This is a genomic window from Kribbella sp. NPDC003557, from assembly GCF_040610805.1.
Lineage (GTDB): Bacteria > Actinomycetota > Actinomycetes > Propionibacteriales > Kribbellaceae > Kribbella.
The window spans coordinates 77,914-93,025 of sequence record NZ_JBEXMY010000002.1; the positions used below are offsets into that span (position 1 = coordinate 77,914).

General features: G+C 69.3%; 20 protein-coding genes and 1 pseudogene. 12 read left to right on the forward strand and 9 right to left on the reverse strand.

What is annotated here, in order from left to right:
- Window positions 1-113: 113 nt before the first annotated feature.
- Complete coding sequence (locus ABZW60_RS06320) at window positions 114-893, forward strand: GntR family transcriptional regulator (protein ID WP_355474637.1); 780 nt, start codon at window positions 114-116, stop codon at window positions 891-893.
- On the opposite strand, the gene ABZW60_RS06325 is transcribed toward ABZW60_RS06320, so the two are convergent.
- Window positions 894-1,796, reverse strand: coding sequence for a LysR family transcriptional regulator (locus ABZW60_RS06325; protein ID WP_355474639.1), 903 nt, complete (start codon window positions 1,794-1,796; stop codon window positions 894-896).
- Between the two features lie 127 nt (window positions 1,797-1,923).
- Here ABZW60_RS06325 and ABZW60_RS06330 point away from each other — a divergent pair, with 127 nt between their 5' ends.
- From ABZW60_RS06330 to ABZW60_RS06355, 6 genes are all read left to right on the forward strand, one after another.
- The gene (locus ABZW60_RS06330; RefSeq protein WP_355474641.1) at window positions 1,924-2,634 is read left to right on the forward strand and encodes an SDR family oxidoreductase; all 711 of its coding nucleotides are present in this window, start codon (window positions 1,924-1,926) and stop codon (window positions 2,632-2,634) included.
- Between the two features lie 277 nt (window positions 2,635-2,911).
- Window positions 2,912-3,937: a YbfB/YjiJ family MFS transporter gene (locus ABZW60_RS06335; RefSeq protein WP_355474643.1), complete on the forward strand. Its 1,026-nt coding sequence runs from the start codon at window positions 2,912-2,914 to the stop codon at window positions 3,935-3,937.
- Window positions 3,934-4,284, forward strand: coding sequence for an SgcJ/EcaC family oxidoreductase (locus tag ABZW60_RS06340; RefSeq protein WP_355474645.1), 351 nt, complete (start codon window positions 3,934-3,936; stop codon window positions 4,282-4,284). Before ABZW60_RS06335 ends, ABZW60_RS06340 begins: the two co-directional genes overlap by 4 nt.
- A gap of 11 nt (window positions 4,285-4,295) precedes the next feature.
- Window positions 4,296-4,691, forward strand: a complete 396-nt coding sequence (locus ABZW60_RS06345) for a VOC family protein (RefSeq protein ID WP_355474647.1) — start codon at window positions 4,296-4,298, stop codon at window positions 4,689-4,691.
- A gap of 24 nt (window positions 4,692-4,715) precedes the next feature.
- Window positions 4,716-5,501, forward strand: coding sequence for an arylamine N-acetyltransferase (locus ABZW60_RS06350; protein WP_355474649.1), 786 nt, complete (start codon window positions 4,716-4,718; stop codon window positions 5,499-5,501).
- A gap of 304 nt (window positions 5,502-5,805) precedes the next feature.
- Window positions 5,806-6,078 carry a hypothetical protein gene (locus tag ABZW60_RS06355; protein ID WP_355475837.1) on the forward strand — a complete coding sequence of 91 codons (273 nt, stop codon included), beginning with the start codon at window positions 5,806-5,808 and terminating at the stop codon, window positions 6,076-6,078.
- Here ABZW60_RS06355 and ABZW60_RS06360 read toward each other — a convergent pair.
- A complete protein-coding gene (locus ABZW60_RS06360) occupies window positions 6,075-6,683 on the reverse strand; it encodes a flavin reductase family protein (RefSeq protein WP_355474650.1) in 609 nt (202 codons plus the stop codon). The genes ABZW60_RS06355 and ABZW60_RS06360 overlap by 4 nt on opposite strands.
- 389 nt (window positions 6,684-7,072) lie before the next feature.
- Between ABZW60_RS06360 and ABZW60_RS06365 the strand changes: the two genes are divergently transcribed.
- Complete coding sequence (locus ABZW60_RS06365) at window positions 7,073-7,732, forward strand: helix-turn-helix domain-containing protein (protein ID WP_355474652.1); 660 nt, start codon at window positions 7,073-7,075, stop codon at window positions 7,730-7,732.
- 63 nt (window positions 7,733-7,795) lie between these two features.
- A complete protein-coding gene (locus tag ABZW60_RS06370) occupies window positions 7,796-8,035 on the forward strand; it encodes a hypothetical protein (protein WP_355474653.1) in 240 nt (79 codons plus the stop codon).
- Between the two features lie 330 nt (window positions 8,036-8,365).
- Here the strand turns inward: ABZW60_RS06370 and ABZW60_RS06375 are convergent, their stop codons facing one another.
- From ABZW60_RS06375 to ABZW60_RS06395, 5 genes are all read right to left on the reverse strand, one after another.
- Window positions 8,366-9,028, reverse strand: coding sequence for a zf-HC2 domain-containing protein (locus ABZW60_RS06375; RefSeq protein WP_355474655.1), 663 nt, complete (start codon window positions 9,026-9,028; stop codon window positions 8,366-8,368).
- On the reverse strand, window positions 9,025-9,534 hold the full coding sequence (locus ABZW60_RS06380) for a sigma-70 family RNA polymerase sigma factor (protein WP_355474656.1): 510 nt from the start codon (window positions 9,532-9,534) through the stop codon (window positions 9,025-9,027). The genes ABZW60_RS06375 and ABZW60_RS06380 overlap by 4 nt, the downstream gene beginning before the upstream one ends.
- Before the next feature lie 31 nt (window positions 9,535-9,565).
- A complete protein-coding gene (locus ABZW60_RS06385) occupies window positions 9,566-9,964 on the reverse strand; it encodes a DoxX family protein (RefSeq protein WP_355474657.1) in 399 nt (132 codons plus the stop codon).
- A gap of 75 nt (window positions 9,965-10,039) precedes the next feature.
- Window positions 10,040-10,867, reverse strand: a complete 828-nt coding sequence (locus ABZW60_RS06390; RefSeq protein WP_355474659.1) for a hypothetical protein — start codon at window positions 10,865-10,867, stop codon at window positions 10,040-10,042.
- A 63-nt stretch (window positions 10,868-10,930) separates the two neighbouring features.
- A complete protein-coding gene (locus tag ABZW60_RS06395) occupies window positions 10,931-11,341 on the reverse strand; it encodes a MarR family transcriptional regulator (RefSeq protein ID WP_355474661.1) in 411 nt (136 codons plus the stop codon).
- A gap of 52 nt (window positions 11,342-11,393) precedes the next feature.
- On the opposite strand from ABZW60_RS06395, the gene ABZW60_RS06400 reads away from it, so the two are divergent.
- From ABZW60_RS06400 to ABZW60_RS06410, 3 genes are all read left to right on the forward strand, one after another.
- Window positions 11,394-11,981, forward strand: coding sequence for a TIGR03086 family metal-binding protein (locus ABZW60_RS06400; RefSeq protein ID WP_355474663.1), 588 nt, complete (start codon window positions 11,394-11,396; stop codon window positions 11,979-11,981).
- A gap of 68 nt (window positions 11,982-12,049) precedes the next feature.
- Window positions 12,050-12,664, forward strand: coding sequence for a hypothetical protein (locus tag ABZW60_RS06405; RefSeq protein WP_355474665.1), 615 nt, complete (start codon window positions 12,050-12,052; stop codon window positions 12,662-12,664).
- Window positions 12,661-13,251 (forward strand): hypothetical protein, encoded by a 591-nt coding sequence (locus ABZW60_RS06410; RefSeq protein ID WP_355474667.1) that lies wholly within the window; start codon window positions 12,661-12,663, stop codon window positions 13,249-13,251. Before ABZW60_RS06405 ends, ABZW60_RS06410 begins: the two co-directional genes overlap by 4 nt.
- A 3-nt stretch (window positions 13,252-13,254) precedes the next feature.
- On the opposite strand, the gene ABZW60_RS06415 is transcribed toward ABZW60_RS06410, so the two are convergent.
- Together ABZW60_RS06415 and ABZW60_RS06420 are read right to left on the reverse strand one after the other, a co-directional pair.
- Complete coding sequence (locus ABZW60_RS06415) at window positions 13,255-13,779, reverse strand: alpha-glucosidase C-terminal domain-containing protein (RefSeq protein ID WP_355475839.1); 525 nt, start codon at window positions 13,777-13,779, stop codon at window positions 13,255-13,257.
- Between the two features lie 3 nt (window positions 13,780-13,782).
- Window positions 13,783-15,084, reverse strand: a pseudogene (locus ABZW60_RS06420) (alpha-amylase family glycosyl hydrolase); the annotation flags it as partial.
- Between the last annotated feature and the right edge of the window lie 28 nt (window positions 15,085-15,112).

The following is a 15,112-nucleotide window of genomic DNA, read 5'->3' on the forward strand; positions in this document are numbered from 1 at the left end:
GCCAGGTGTCCTAACCTCGAGCTGCACCACCAGCCGGTCCCCTCCTGCGAGAAATGTACGTACATTGAAGGTAGGAGATGACCGGACATTTGGCAACTCTGGAGGGATACCGCGTGCGCAAGCTCGAGCGAGGTGGCGGCGAGCCGCTCTGGAAGCAGTTGCAGGCGGACCTCGTCCGGCGGCTGCGGGCCGGGGAGTTCGACGACGCGTTCCCGGGCGAGCTCGCGCTGGTCGAGGAGTACGCGGTCAGCCGGCACACCGTCCGTCAGGCGCTCGTCCAGCTCCGCACCGACGGCCTGATCGTCGCCGAACGCGGCCGGCAGCCGCGGGTCGCGACCGCACCCGAGATCCGGCAGCCGATGGGTGCGCTCTACAGCCTGTTCTCCTCCGTCGAGGAATCCGGCCTGCCGCAGCACAGCGTCGTGCGGGCGCTCGACGTCCGCGCCGACGGGGTGATCGCGGCCCGTCTCGACCTCGAGGCGTCGATCCCCTTGCTGTACCTCGAGCGCCTCCGGTACGCCGGTGACGAGCCGCTTGCGCTCGACCGCGTCTGGCTGCCCGCCACCCTCGCGGAGCCACTTCTGGACGCGGACTTCACGCACACCAGCCTCTACAACGAACTGGCCGAGCGCGCCGGCATCACGCTCGACCACGGCCGTGAGGACATCCGCGTGGTGGTCCCCACGACCGCCGAACGTGCGCTCCTGCATTGCCCGCCCGAAGCCGCTGCGTTCTCGATCATCCGCCAGGGCACGTCACAGAACCGGCCCGTCGAGTGGCGCCACACCCTCGTCCGCGGCGACCGCTTCGGCCTGTCCGCCGAGTTCTCGGCTCACACCGGCTACCGGCTGACGCCGTCCCCGAACACGACCGCCCTGACACAGGCCTGGTGATCAGTGGAACGGGTCGTCCGCGGGTAGCCACGCCTTCGGGTCGAACTCGACCTTCACGTCCCGCGTCAGCGCCTCGACCGCCGCGAGTACGGCGGGGCGCTCCTCGTCGCGGCGTGCCACCAGGGCCCAGGTCCAGATCGGCATCGGGTCGACGACCAGCCGCCGGACGAAGCCGCGCGGGAGCGGAGTCGTGTCCCGCTTCGGTGAGCTGACGACCGGCCGGCGCAGGCGGCGTACATGCTCGTAGAACCCCGGCCCGGTGATGCCGTGGTCGTCGATGCGCTCCACTGACGCACCGGTGGCGCGGGCGAACTCGAGAGCGTAGATGTTCCACGAGGCCCAGGCCTCGGTGTCCGCGTCAACCAGCACGACCGTGTCGCGCGCCGGCACCGGCGCGTCGTCGCCGGCCGAGACGGCGAACAGCCGATCCGCGCCCAGCAGCGCGCCGGACAGCTCCTGCTCCGCGAGGTCGGTCGCGCGGACCCAGCAGATCGCCAGGTCGATGCTCCCGTCCGCGACCCGTGCGGCCTGCGTGTGTGACGGCATCACCCAGGTGTCCACGAGCAGTTGCGCGACACCGGACACCCGCTCGGCCAGGTCCGGCGGCCGCCAGCTGACGTACCCCAGCCGCACCGGCTCGCTCGCCGCGAAACCCCGGGCGGTACGCCGCAGCGCGTCGGCCTGCTCGAGCAACGCGCGCGTCGGCGGGAGCAACGTCTCGCCGAACGCGGTCAGCCGCACGGTCCGGCGATCGCGTTCGAACAGTGGCACCCCGAGATCGCGTTCGAGCGACTTGATCTGCTGCGACAGCGACGGACCGGCAATGTGCAACCGCGCCGCGGCCCGCCCGAAGTTCAGCTCCTCGGCGACCGCCACGAAGTACCGCAACTGGCGCAGTTCCACGCCCCGAAGCCTAGTAGGCCGGGCCTCCCAGCTGAGAGCAAACCGGTCGTGGAAAAGCCCGCATGGTTCGACAACTATCGAACTATATCCACTCGGGGGCAGCACCCCTTCCACGAACAGGAGCACCATGAACCACCGGAAAGTCGCCGTGATCACCGGAGCCTCCCAGGGCATCGGCGCCGGCCTCGTCACCGCGTACCGCAAGCTCGGGTACGCCGTGGTCGCGAACTCGCGCACGATCACGCGCTCCGACGACCCCGAAGTACTGGCTGTGCCCGGCGACCTCGCCGAGCCCGGCACCGGCGCCCGGGTGATCGAGCAGGGCCTGGACACCTTCGGCCGGATCGACACCCTGGTCAACAACGCGGGCGTCTTCGTCGCGAAGCCGTTCACCGAGTACACCGACGAGGACTACGACTTCGTCACCGGCCTCAACCTGCGCGGCTTCTTCGACGTCACCCGGCGTGCGATCGCCGCGATGCTCGAGAACCCCGACGGCGGGCACGTCGTCAACATCACCACCACGTTCGCCGACCGCGGCTTCAGCAGCGTCCCGGCGGTCCTGGCCGCGCTGACCAAGGGCGGCATGAACTCCGCCACCAAGTCGCTGGCCACCGAGTACGCCACCCGCAACATCCGCGTGAACGCGGTCGCGCCGGGCGTGATCCGGACGCCGATGCACCCGGAGGAGACCCACGAGTTCCTCGCCGCACTGCACCCGGTCGGCCGCCTCGGCGAGATCGAGGAGATCGTCGACGCGGTCACGTTCCTGGAGAACGCGAAGTTCGTCACCGGCGAGATCCTCCACGTCGACGGCGGCCAGCAGGCAGGCCAGTGACATGAAGCAGGCGCGCACAGCGGGCGTGCAGCGACGTCGGCTGGCGAGTGCGGGGCGGCGGTCGGCAGGGCCGGCACCGGTGGCGGGGCCGTCACCGGTGGCGGGGCCGTCGCGGGTGACGGGTCCGTCGCGGTCGGCGGGGCAGTGGCGGTTGGCGGGGCAGTGGCGGTTGGCGGGTCCGTCGCGGTCAGCGGGGCCGTCGCGGGTGACGGGTCGGTCCCGGTCGGCGGGGCAGTGGCGGTTGGCGGGGCAAGGTGCTGCGGCGCTGGCTGGTGGGATGGGGATCGGCCGGTTCGCGTACACGCCGATCCTGCCGCTCATGCACACGCAAGCCGGCCTGACGCCGCGTCTCGGCGCAGCGCTCGCGACGGCCAACTACACCGGCTACCTGGCCGGCGCGTTGGCAGCGATCGCCGTACCGCGACTGCTGCACTCCCGCTGGGCGCTCCGGCTGTCACTGCTGATCCTGGCCGCGACGCTCGCGCTGATGCCGCTCAGCCCTTCGCTGTGGCTCGGCCTGCGCCTGGTCGCGGGAATCGCGAGCGCCTTGGTGTTCGTGATCGCGGTCAGCGCCGTACTCCCCCGGCTGCAGAACCATCACGTCGGCTGGACCTTCGGCGGCGTCGGCGCGGGCATCGCGCTGTCAGGCCTGGTCCTGGTGGGCGGCAGTTGGCGTACGGCGTGGTGGATCACTGCCCTGCTGACGGTCGCCTGCACGATCCCGGCGTGGCACCTGACCGGCTCGCCTGCACCAGCTGCCGTTGAGGGCGGAGCCAGATCGCGTCACTTCACCGCCCTGCTCACCAGCTACACCCTGGAGGGCATCGGCTACATCATCGCCGGCACCTTCCTCGTTGCCGCGATCAACGAAACGGCGTCAGGCCCGGTCGGCAACAGCTCGTGGATCGTGGTCGGCCTGGCCGCCGTACCGTCGACCGCACTCTGGGCGCGACTCAGCCATCGCTGGTCGCGCTCGAAGCTGCTGCTGGTCGCGCTGGTCGTCCAAGCAGTCGGCATCGCGTTGCCGGCCGTCCTCCACAGCACTGCCGCGGCGCTCGTCTCCGCCGCACTCTTCGGCGCCACGTTCCTCGGCGTCGCCAACCTCGCGATCGCGCTCGGCACCGAGCTCCGCGTGCCGCACGCGGTCGCGATCCTCACCACCGGCTACAGCCTCGGGCAGATCGTCGGCCCGCTGGCCGTCGGACCCCTGCTGCACAACGGATATCACCAGGCGCTCCTGGTCAGCGCAGGCGTCGTCGCGCTGGCCACTCTCGCCGCACATCCTCTGAGGAGACTCGCATGAACCAGATCCTGACCACCGTCCTCGACCAGTGGAAGTCGGGCATCGACGACCACGACCCGGCACGCGTCGCCGCGCTCTTCACCAAAGACGCCATCTTCCAGGGCCTGCACCCGTACGGCGTCGGGCGCGACGCCGTGGCGGAGTACTACGACTCGCAGCCGCTCGGCCTGTCGCCGCAGTACCGGATCCTGGAGACCCGGGAGCTCGCCGACGACCTGATCCTCGGCTATCTGACGGTCGATTTCACGTTCACCGACCGGCCCACGCTGACCGTGTGGCTCGGCGTCATGCTGCGCAGGACCGACGAGGGCTGGCTGATCGCGCACTACCAGGTGTCGCGGTTGTAGATACTGGCCGCATGGGTGTCAAAGAGCTACGGCTGGTTGTGACAGTTGACGACTACGACGCCGCGGTGGCGTTCTACCGGGACGCGCTCGGCATGCCCGAGCGCGAGTCCTACACGACAGGCGATGCCGAGGTGATGATCCTCGAGGCCGGTAAGGCGACACTCGAGATCGCGAACCGGGCGCAGGCCGAGTACATCGACGACGTCGAGGTCGGACGGCGGGTGGCCGGCAAGTTCCGGGTCGCGCTCGAGGTCGACGACTCGGCGGAGACCACGACACGGCTCGCCGCGGCCGGCGCCGAGGTGATCGCCGAACCGACCCGGACCCCGTGGAACTCGCTGAACGCCCGGCTCGAGACCCCCGGTGGCGTCCAGCTCACGTTGTTCACCGAGCTTGACCTCAAGTGAACTGGAAGTGTTGAGGTAGCGGGCATGTGGAACATCTCGCACCTGGACCTCGACGCCTACCTGCGCCGGATCGCCCACGAACGGGTGACGCCGTCGGCCAAGGCGTTGCGGAGCCTGCACCGGGCGCACGTGCTCGCGATCCCGTTCGAGAACATCGACGTGATCCTCGGCACCCACCCCGGCATCGGCCTCGACGCGATCCAGTCCAAGCTCGTCGACCGGCAGCGCGGCGGGTACTGCTACGAGCACGCCCTGCTGTTCGGCGCCGCGCTCGAGCAGCTCGGGTTCGACGTCGTACGACGGGTCGCCCGCGTGCAACCACACAAGGCCGGGCCGCGCACGCACGCCCTGCTCAAGGTCGGCGTCGACGGGCAGGAATTCCTGGCCGACGTGGGATTCGGGGCCGGGCAGCTGTACCCCACCCCGCTGAAGGACGGCGCCGTCGTCGACCAGGCCGGCTGGGATCATCGCCTGGAGCTGGACGGCGACGTGTGGACCCTGTCCAAGAAGGCTGCCGACGGCTGGATCCCGCAACACGCCTCCAACGACGAGCCGGTCCGGCCGATCGACTACGAGGTCTACCACCACTACGTCTCCACCCACCCCAACTCGCCATTCACCCGCCGCCCGGTCGTCATGCGCGTCGCCGACGGCGTCGTCCGGCGTCTGGTCGGCAACACCCTGACGATCGAGCACGCCAACGGCGGCACCACCGAACGCACCGTCCCCACGTCGGACCTCCCCGACGTACTGACGTCCCTCGACGTGGTTCTCACCGATGAGGAAGTGGACCGGCTACGGCTGGTCTGAGCACTGGATCGCGTACGGCTGGTATGCGGTTCGGCTGGGAGCGGGAGTTGCTGGCTGGGCCGCGTTGTTGGAGGGAGTTGGTGAGCGAGCGCCCCAGGTTGCGGCGTCGCTGGCTTACGGCATGGACCATGCCTCGCGTCTGCAACGGTGCTTCCGTGTCCGCCTCGGTGCGTAAGCTGTCGGCTCGTGTTTCTGTGCGTGACGGCAGCGCGCTGGCGGTTACCCGTTCGATCTGAAGGACTGAGCTGTGGCCGAGCGACCTGAGATTGTGTGTATCTGCGGCTCTGTCCGGTTCGTGGACGAGATGCGCGCGGCGAACCGTGACCTGACCTTCGCAGGCGTCATCGTCGTTGCGCCGGGCGTCTTCCCGCGCGCCGACGATGACGGAGAAAACATCACCGACGAGCAGAAGACGGCGCTGGGCGTCCTCCACCTGCGCAAGATCGACCTGGCTGACCGTGTGCTGGTCGTCAACCCGGGCGGGTATATCGGCGAGTCCACCAGCCGGGAGATCGCCTACGCCAGCGCTGCCGGCAAGCCGATCTCGTACACGGATCCCGTCCAACCGGGTTCTTAGGTATGGCGAGGAGTTTCGGTGCGGAAGGACTCGCCTAGTTCGGAGCCCAGGCCGTAGTAGTGGCGGAAGTTGTAGATGAGGGGTGACCAGGCGGCGGGGTCGACGTATGACGTTCCTGGTACGACGACGTGCTGTTCGGCGTGTACGCGTCGGACTTGGGCCTGGGCTATCAGGAAATTGCCGTTGGCATCTAGCTGGGACTGGACGACTGTCGCCTCGAACTGCAGCGGGCACTCGGCGACTCGCGGCGGCGTGACGAGTTCCGAGGGGACCGGGGTGAGGCCGGCTGCCTTGAACTTCTCGCGTTCGTGGTGGAAGCGGGCGCGTTTGTGGTCGGGGACCGGATGCGCGGCGGTCAGGGGCGCGAGGCGTTCGACGGCTTTCCACTGGTCGGGTGACGGGTAGTTGATCACCACGTCCGGGCGTTCGCGCAGGTTGGTCGCGGTCTGGCCCGAGACGCCCACACCGAGGACCACCACGTCGCCGAGTGCCCAGGCGGACGACATCGGGGCGAGGTTGACGGTGCCGTCCTCGTTCTCCGTGCTGAGCAGGGCGACCGGCGTTCCGACGTACAGGATGGAGGGTTCGATCGTCAGGTGCGTCACGTGAATCGACGCTAGGTGCGGATCTGTTCGGCAGGCGCCTAACCGATGCAGGAGCACGAGTGCTGAAGAGGCAGTCCGCACGGGGGGGGTTTGCCACCGTCACACGATGGGAGAAACCCACCAGCTCAGTGGTTAACCCCTCAGATGCGAGGAGAGGCCGCGCCCGCAGGACGGCGGGCCTTCAACCGCCGGCGCGGGTGCACGGTCGCCAGGTGGTGGTGCCAGGGACGGGTGGGGAGGATGTTCTGCCCGGATCGGGACAGGATCCTCCCCAGCGTGTCCGCTCACCGATGCGGCCCGAGCGTTTCTTGATGAAGAACACGCCGGGAATTCCGTACGTGCTGGACTGTTCGGTAGGGGCCTAAGCGTGGTCGCGGGATGATGGGCGTATGAGTGCCGAAGGTGAGGAGTTGGCTGGTTGGGCGCGGATGCTTGCCGACGGGACGCGGGCGACGGTCTGTCTGGCGTTGCTGGACGGGCGGGCCTGGACGGCTACCGAGTTGGCCAAGCTGGCGAAGGTTTCGCGGCCGACGATCAGTGAGCATCTGAATCTGCTGGTCGGCGGTGGGCTGCTGACTGAGGTACGACAGGGCCGGCATCGGTACGTGAAGCTTGCCGGGCCAGATACGGCCGAGTTGCTCGAAGGGCTTGCGGCGTTGGCGCCGCGGCGTACCGAGGTGGTGAACAGCCTCGCCGCCCACAGCAAACGGGACGCGTTCGCCCGGGCACGGACGTGCTACGACCATCTGGCAGGCAAGCTCGGCGTGACGCTCGCCGACGCGATGACCGAGCGAGGCCTGGTCGACTGGTCCGAGGGGATCAGTCTGACGCCGAAGGGCCAAGCCTGGCTGGAAGATCTCGGGATCGAGCTGCAGCGCGGGCGCCCGGCTGTCCGGTCCTGCCTGGACGTGACCGAGCGACGGCCGCATCTGGCCGGTGCGGTGGGCGCCGCGTTGTGTGAGCACGCGCTGCGTGAGGGCTGGGTGACGCACATCCCGGGTGGCCGCGCTCTCAGGGTGAACGGCGCGGTCCAGGCGTTCGGATTCTGAGAACTGCGGCGGGGAACACGCTTTCAAGAGGCGCCGCGAGCGTTTTGCACCTAGCCTTCGGCCATGACTGAGTTCGAGCCCGGCACCGATCTGGTGTCCCGACTCCCTCTGCCCAGCCATGTCGTCGTCCTCGCGGACGGCACCTGGCGTCGCGGCTGGCTGATCGGCCGCGACCACGAGGAATCGGGATGGACCGCTCTGGTGCAGTACGAGGGCGACGACGGCCAGGAGCGGACGGAACGCCTGCCGGCTGACCGGATCGCTCTGCCCGCGTCGGACGGCCCGACTGAGCAAGCGTCCTAGGGAGGGTGCGCAACGTGAAGGCCCCCGGTGGTGATGAATCACCGGGGGCCTTCGCACGTAACGCTGCCAGGGCGCCTCAGAAGCATCGAGTACCCCGGCCCAGGCCCTTCGGGCGGTTGACCTGGGACGGGGTCCTCAGTGGCGTTACACAGGGTGTATCGCTGGTGACGGCGCGAGTGTTACAGATTTGCCAGAACTTTCTTGCGGCCGGGTCACGGCGTACGGCGACCCCGGTGCACGTCCCTGAACACCGGGGTCTGGATCGGCGGCCTCTCGAGCGACCGTCGCTCGTAAATTCCAGGTGCCCCAACAGCGCGTGAGCATTCCTGTTCAGAAACGGACCGCCAGCAACACTCGTCCGGTCTCCGAGCTGCGGATGTCCAGGGCCTGGATCTCGTTGCGCTGCAGCTTCGTGGTCGCCGCGGGCTTCACCGTCGTCCCCGGCGCGGATGTCCAGCTCGCGATCAGCTGGACCTTCCCGGACGTGTCGGTGACGTACAGCTCGTACCCGCGGGCGCGTTCGCTCGGCGTCGCGAGTTCGTCGTACCGGCAGCTGATCTCGATCGTCGTGCCCCACGGCTCCGGCACCAGCCGGGCGTCCGCGGACAGCTTGCTGGACACGGTCTGGGCGAGGACGACGTAGTCGCCCTTCGGCTCGTCGCGGGTCAGCGGGATCACGACCAGCGCGCCGATGACGGCGGCGGCGACGGCGATCCCGGTCGTCAGTGCGCCGAGCCGGATCCGCTGCCGGCGCCGGTCGCGCTGGACGGTGCGGACCAGACCGGGCAGCAGGTTCGGCGGGTCGGCCGTGACGGCGGCCATCGCCCGCTCGGCCGGCAACGCGGCCAGCACCCCCGGTACGCCGGCCAGCGACGCGACCCCCGCCGAGCATTCGGCACAGGTGTGCAGATGCTCCTCGTACAGCCGCCGGTCCTTCGCCGACATCGCGCCGAGCAAGTAGGCCGCGTCCCAGTCCCGGTACGGATCACTCACTGGCTTGTCACCCCCTTCTCCTGCAGCGCGAGCTTCAACGCCCGCAGCCCGTAGTGCAGCCGCGACTTCACGGTGCCTGACGGGATGTCCAGCTCCTCGGCGATGTCGGTGACCGTACGGCGTCCGTAGTACGCGCGAACGATCACCTGCCGGTGTTCCTCCGACAGCTGCGCCAGTGACTCGGCGACCAGCCAGGCGTCGAGTACGGCGTTGGCGTGGTCGGCGCTCGGGTTCTCCGGGAGGTCGTCGCTGGCGACCTCCCGGCTGACCCGGGCGCTGCGCCGGTCGTCGATGACGAGGTTGCGCGCCACCGTGAACAGCCAGGCCCGGGCTCCCGCCTCGTCCTCGGTCAGGATGTTCGGCCGCCGCCAGGCCCGGAGCAGGGTCTCCTGGACGACGTCCTCGGCGAGCCGGTCGTCGCCGGTCAGCCGGACGACGAACCGCCACAGCGCAGGAGCGTGCACGTCGTGCAGCTCACGCAGCAGCGTCGCCCGGTCGTCGGCCATCGGCGCTCCTGCTCTGTGAAAGTCGGACACGTCACTTGGTCACTGCGGCTGCCTGCGCTGATGTTGCCCGCTGCACCGACCAGGCGCCGTTGCCGAGGAACGCGATCAGCAGGAAGGCGAAGCAGAACAGCGCTGCCTTCTCGCCACCATTCTGCACAGGCAGCAAAGCACCCGCCTGGTGCACTGTGAAGTACGCGTAGGCCATCGAGCCGGAGCACAGCAGTGCCGCGTACCGGGTGCCGAACCCGATCATCACCAGCGCACCGCCGACCGTCTGGATCAACGATGCCCACCAGGACGGCCAGGCGAACAGCCCGACCTGCTCGGTTCCGAGGACGCCGAACAGCGCGGCCGCGCCGTGGGTCGCGAACAAGAACCCGACGACGATCCGGAAGACGCCGGTCACTTCCTTCTGATAACGCTCGAGCACCTGCACAGGGCCTCACTCCTCGCGGTGTGGTTGTGGTCTTGTGCCTGGTTCGAACGATTGAACGCTCCACATGGTTCAACGCTGGGTGATTTGAAGATCACACTCCGAATCCGTTGCCTTCCGGGTGGCGAATTGGTACCCGCGCGCGGCGACGGTCAGCCCGGCACCCCACACGATGTACGCCGGGACCGCGACCCAGAAGAAGCTGTCCGGCAGGCCGACGTCGCCGTACACGGGCTCGCCCCGGACCGCGTTGGCGATCATCTGGATCAGCCCGACCGTGAAGTACGCCGTGATGCCCGCGCCGAGCGTGAAGCCGGGGAGCAGCAGGAGCCACCGCGGGAAGTACCGGCCGATGCGGTGCACGAGCAGGAACGGCAGAAGCGTTCCCGCCAGAACGAAGCCGCCTTCGAAGAGCAGGACCGACAGGTTGCCGTCGTACGGCATCTGGTCGAACCCGACGACCACCTGCGCCGCCAACCTGGTCAGGCAGCCGGCGACCGCCAGACTGGCGCCCGCGACCGGGACCCAGTGCGGCCAGGGCTTGGCCTCGGACTGATGTGCTCTCGCCAGCCGGCCGAGCAATACCGCGCCTGCGACCGCGCCTAGCCGACTGAGCATCCCGGGCAGGTCGAACGGGATCCCTAGACCCGGCAGGACCATCGCGACCAGGTCGAGAAGGAGGAACGCGGCCGCGGCGAGCCAGCCCGCGGCGAGCGCCCAGAGCAACCGCGGCCAAACACGGATCACGGCCAACGCGGCGACGAGACAGCCGATCGCCGCGACCCAGTTCGGGACCAGCAGGTCGTCGCCCGGCAACTTCCACTCGAAAGCATGACCGGTCGCGAACCAGATCCGCAAACCGCCGTACGCCGCTGCCCACACCACAACCGCTCGCCTCATGCGGCCAGTCTGTTGAGCCCCGGACGCGGCCGGATCACCCGCGCGAGGGAACAGCCTCCACCATCAGCGGGAGTGCAGCTCCTGCAGGATGCGGAGGAAGGCCTTGCGGTCGGCCGGCGCGAGCGCGGTCAGGACCTGCTCCTCCTGCACCTGGATCTCCGTGCGGACCGCGCGGCGCACGCGCCGCCCCTGCGCGGTGATCGCGAGCAGCCGGACGCGGCGGTCGGCGGGATCCGGGGTGCGGTCGATCAGCCCTGCCTGCTGCAGCTCGTCGAGCGTCCCGATGATGCGGGACTTGTCCGCGCCGATCGCGTCGGCGAGCGCGGCCTGGGTCCGGACCGGGGTGTCGTCGAGCGCGGTGAGCACCGAGTAGCCCCACATCGAGACGTCGTGCCCCTCGAGGATCGGCATCTCCAGGGCGATCAGCTCCCGCACCAGCGGATACAGCATTGCTGCCAGATCGGGACGCTCCATGTTCGGAAAGGTAGCACTGGCGCAATAATATGCTGTCGCATATGATAAGCGCATGCCTACTATTGATTACGGACCACTCGACGCCGAGGCCGTCCGGACCAGCGTCGACCTCGTCTCCACCGCGACCCCCGCCGACCTCTCCAGGCCGACCCCGTGCCGGGCCTGGACGCTGTACGGTCTGCTCGCCCACATGGCCACCCAGCACTACGGCTTCGCGGCCGCGTCCCGCGGCCAGTCCGACCCCGCGGTGTGGAAGCTGCGCGACCTCGGCGACGACCCGGTGAAGGCGTACGTCGAGTCCGCCGAGCACGTCCTGGACGCGTTCGCGGAGCCCGGCGTCGCGGACCGCACGTTCCCGCTCGTGGAGTTCGGCGCCGACTTCCCCGCCGCGCAGGCGATCAGCTTCCACTTCATCGACTACATCGTGCACAGCTGGGACGTCGCGAAATCCCTCGGCACGACGGTCACCTTCGCTCCCGCCACACTCGAAGCGGCCCAGGCCGTGGCCCAGGTCGTCCCCACCGGCGACGTACGCCGCACGCCCGGCTCACCGTTCGCGCCCGACGTCGCGTGGTCCGGCGACGACCCGCTCGACCGCATCGTCGCGCACCTCGGCCGCGATCCACGCTGGCCCAACTAGCGGTCAGATGCTTGCCTGATCCGGCCATCCCCCGCCGTCGGCGGCATCGGCGGCCGAGCGTCGTACGCATGGATGACGAACGGTTGATGCTCCCGATCGGGCACCTCGTCGGCGCCGGCCGGGTACGGCGCGGGACCGATGTGGTCGCGCTGGACGACCGGCAGTACGCGGTCTGGGCACTCGCGCACGGCTCCCCGCATGCGGTGGCTGAACAGATCACCTGGCAGCGCGACTCGATCGTGGAGCTCGCCCGGCACACGGGCATCGCGAACGCGGCGGATCTCGTCCGGGAACTGCTCGGCATCGGGCTGCTGGCCGAGGTCGGGCTCGACGGCGAGGAGGCGCTCGACTTCGCGCGCAGCCATCAGTTGACGCCGCTGATGCTCGGGCTGGGGAACACCGCGCGCGATCCCGGCCGGTTCGCCATCGGCTTCCTCGGGCAGCCGGTGCTGCACGTCGACTTCGCCGTCTACGACCTGTGGCAGTGGTCGGCGACGGACGACACGCTCTGGGCCGTCTGTGAGAGCGCGGCGGATGTGGTTCGCCGAATTGCTGAGGACACGACGGCCGGTGTCGACGCCGAGATGCTGCTCGCCAGGTTTCTCGCGGCTCTGCACCCGCTGCTGCTGGTCAACGCGGCGTACGTCGATGTCAGCTTCCGGTTGAGTGGAGTGAGCGCATGAGCAACGCACTGATCTTCCCGGTCGGCCACTACCTCGGCGCGAACCATCCGGGCGGGCAGCACGTCGTCCGGATCGGCTGGCAGCAGTACGAGCTCGAGGCGGGCGATGAGCTGGCCCTGTGGGCGCTCGCTCACGGCGTACCCGGCACCGCCGACGCTCCCTGGACGAGGGCAACCGCCGAGGCCGTCGCCCGCGCCGGTGGGATTGCCGAGGCGCCGGCTGCGCTCGACAAGCTGCTCGGCCGCGACCTGCTCGTCGAGGTCGAGCCGGGGACCGCGGACGCGCAGGAGTTCGCGCGCAGCTGCAGGATCAGGTCGCTGCTCGTCGGCTCGGGCGAGCACCCGAGCGCTCCCGGGCGCTACGGCCTCGGCGCGGTCCCCGCCAACCCGACGGCGCGTGTCGACGGGTTCAGCTACGAGCTGTGGACCTGGGGCCATGCGTGCGACAGTCTCTGGTTGGCGTGCGAGTACTTCGCTCGCGCCGAAGCCGGGGACGGCGTCGACGCGGAGCCGATGCTCGACCGCGTTCTGCCTGCGGTCCAACTGCTCCTGGCCAACGGTGCCGCGTACCTCGACGAGGCCCGCTGAGGCTCACTTCGGTGCGCGGCGGCTCAGGGTGAGCCAGTAGAAGCCGTTGCCTTCGAGCGTGACGGCGTACGGCAGGTCGTCGATCACCCGCAGCCGCTGCGACCCGAGGATGTCGGTCGGTCGCCGCCCGGCCCAGGCACTCAGATCCAGATCGGTCGCCTGGGTCGTGCCGGCGAGGTTGAAGATCCCGAGAACCACCTCGTCACCGTCCTGCCGGGCGAACGCGAGCACGTGGCCGTTGCTGCTGTCGAGATCGGTGAAGGTGCCTACGGCAAGCGAAGGATGCTCCTTGTACGCCTGGATCAGGTCGCGGGTCCAGTGCAGCAGCGACGACTCGTCGTACAGCTGCTCCTCGACATTGATGCCGCGGAAACCGTCGGCCGGCGGCAGGTAGAGATGCCGCGGGTCCGGATCGCCGCTCGACGGCCGGTACGGCGCGGCGGCCGAGAAGCCCGCGTTGCGGTCCGGCCGCCAGGGCATCGGCGTGCGCTGGGCGTCCCGGTCCGGCAGCGCCGGGGTGTCGCCCATGCCGAGCTCGTCGCCGTAGTAGATGATCGGCGACCCGCTCAGCGCGAACAGCAACCCGTTGGCCAGCCTGATCCGCGCAGGGTCGTTGCCGAGCAGCGGCGCCAGCCGTCCGACGAAACCGTCGTTGGACTTGCGCTGCTGCGTCGGGTCGTACGTCGCGTGCAGGTACTCGCGTTCGGCGGTGCCGACCATCTCGGTGGTGCGCTCGTCGTGGTTGTCGAGGAACGTCATCAGCGCGGCGCTCGCGGGCAGCTCGGGGCGATGGCGGACGAGCTCACGGATCGGCTCGGCCACCTCGCTCGCGAGTGCCATGTACAGGCGCGGCATCAACGCGAAGTCGAACGCCATCTGGAAGCCGTCGCCGCCCTTGGCCGGGTCGCCGAAGTACGCCATCAGGTCGTCGAGCGGCTGGTTGGCCTCGCAGAGCACCATCGCGTCGTAGCGGTCGGCGAGCGCGCGCATCCGCCGGACGAAGGCGTGCGTGTCCGGCAGGTTCTCGCCGTTGGTGCCTTCCCGGACGTACAGGTACGGCACGGCGTCCACCCGGAACCCGTCGACGCCGAGCTCGAGCCAGAACTCCTGCGCGTCGAGGATCGCCTGCTGGACCGCGCGATTCTCGAAATTCAGGTCCGGCTGGTGGCTGAAGAAGCGATGCCAGAAGTACTGCCCGCGGACCGGGTCCCAGGTCCAGTTCGAGGTCTCGGTGTCGGTGAAGATGATCCGCGGACCGATCAGCGGCCTACCGCTGGACGAGGTGATCCGCAGCCAGGTCGACTCGGGATCGATGTCACGCCGTTCGCCGGTGTCCGGATCGAGGATGTACTCGCCGCCGTCCGGATCGGTGTGCAGCGGGGTGTAGAACCGCTCGGGCGTGTCCGACCAGACGTAAAAGTCGCCGTACGGGCCGTTGGGGTCGCGGCGGGACTCCTGGAACCACGGGTGCTGGTCCGAGCTGTGGTTCGGGACGAAGTCGACGATGATCCGGATGCCCCGCCGGTGCGCCTCGGCGAGCAGCTCCTTGAAGTCGTCGAGGGTGCCGGCACTCGGATGGATATCGGTGTAGTCGCTGACGTCGTACCCACCGTCCTTGAGCGGCGACGGGTAGATCGGGTTCAGCCACAGGCAGTCGACGCCGAGCAGTTCGACGTAGTCCAGCTGGTCGATCAGGCCGCGGAGGTCGCCGTACCCGTCACCGTCGCCGTCGCGGTAGGCCCGGACCAACGCCTGGTAGAACACGGCGCTCTGGTACCAGTGCCGCTCGCCGCCGGCCTTGGGGTAGACCACCTGGCCGATCTCCTCGGGCATCAGCACCTGATGCGCTTCGATACCGCGG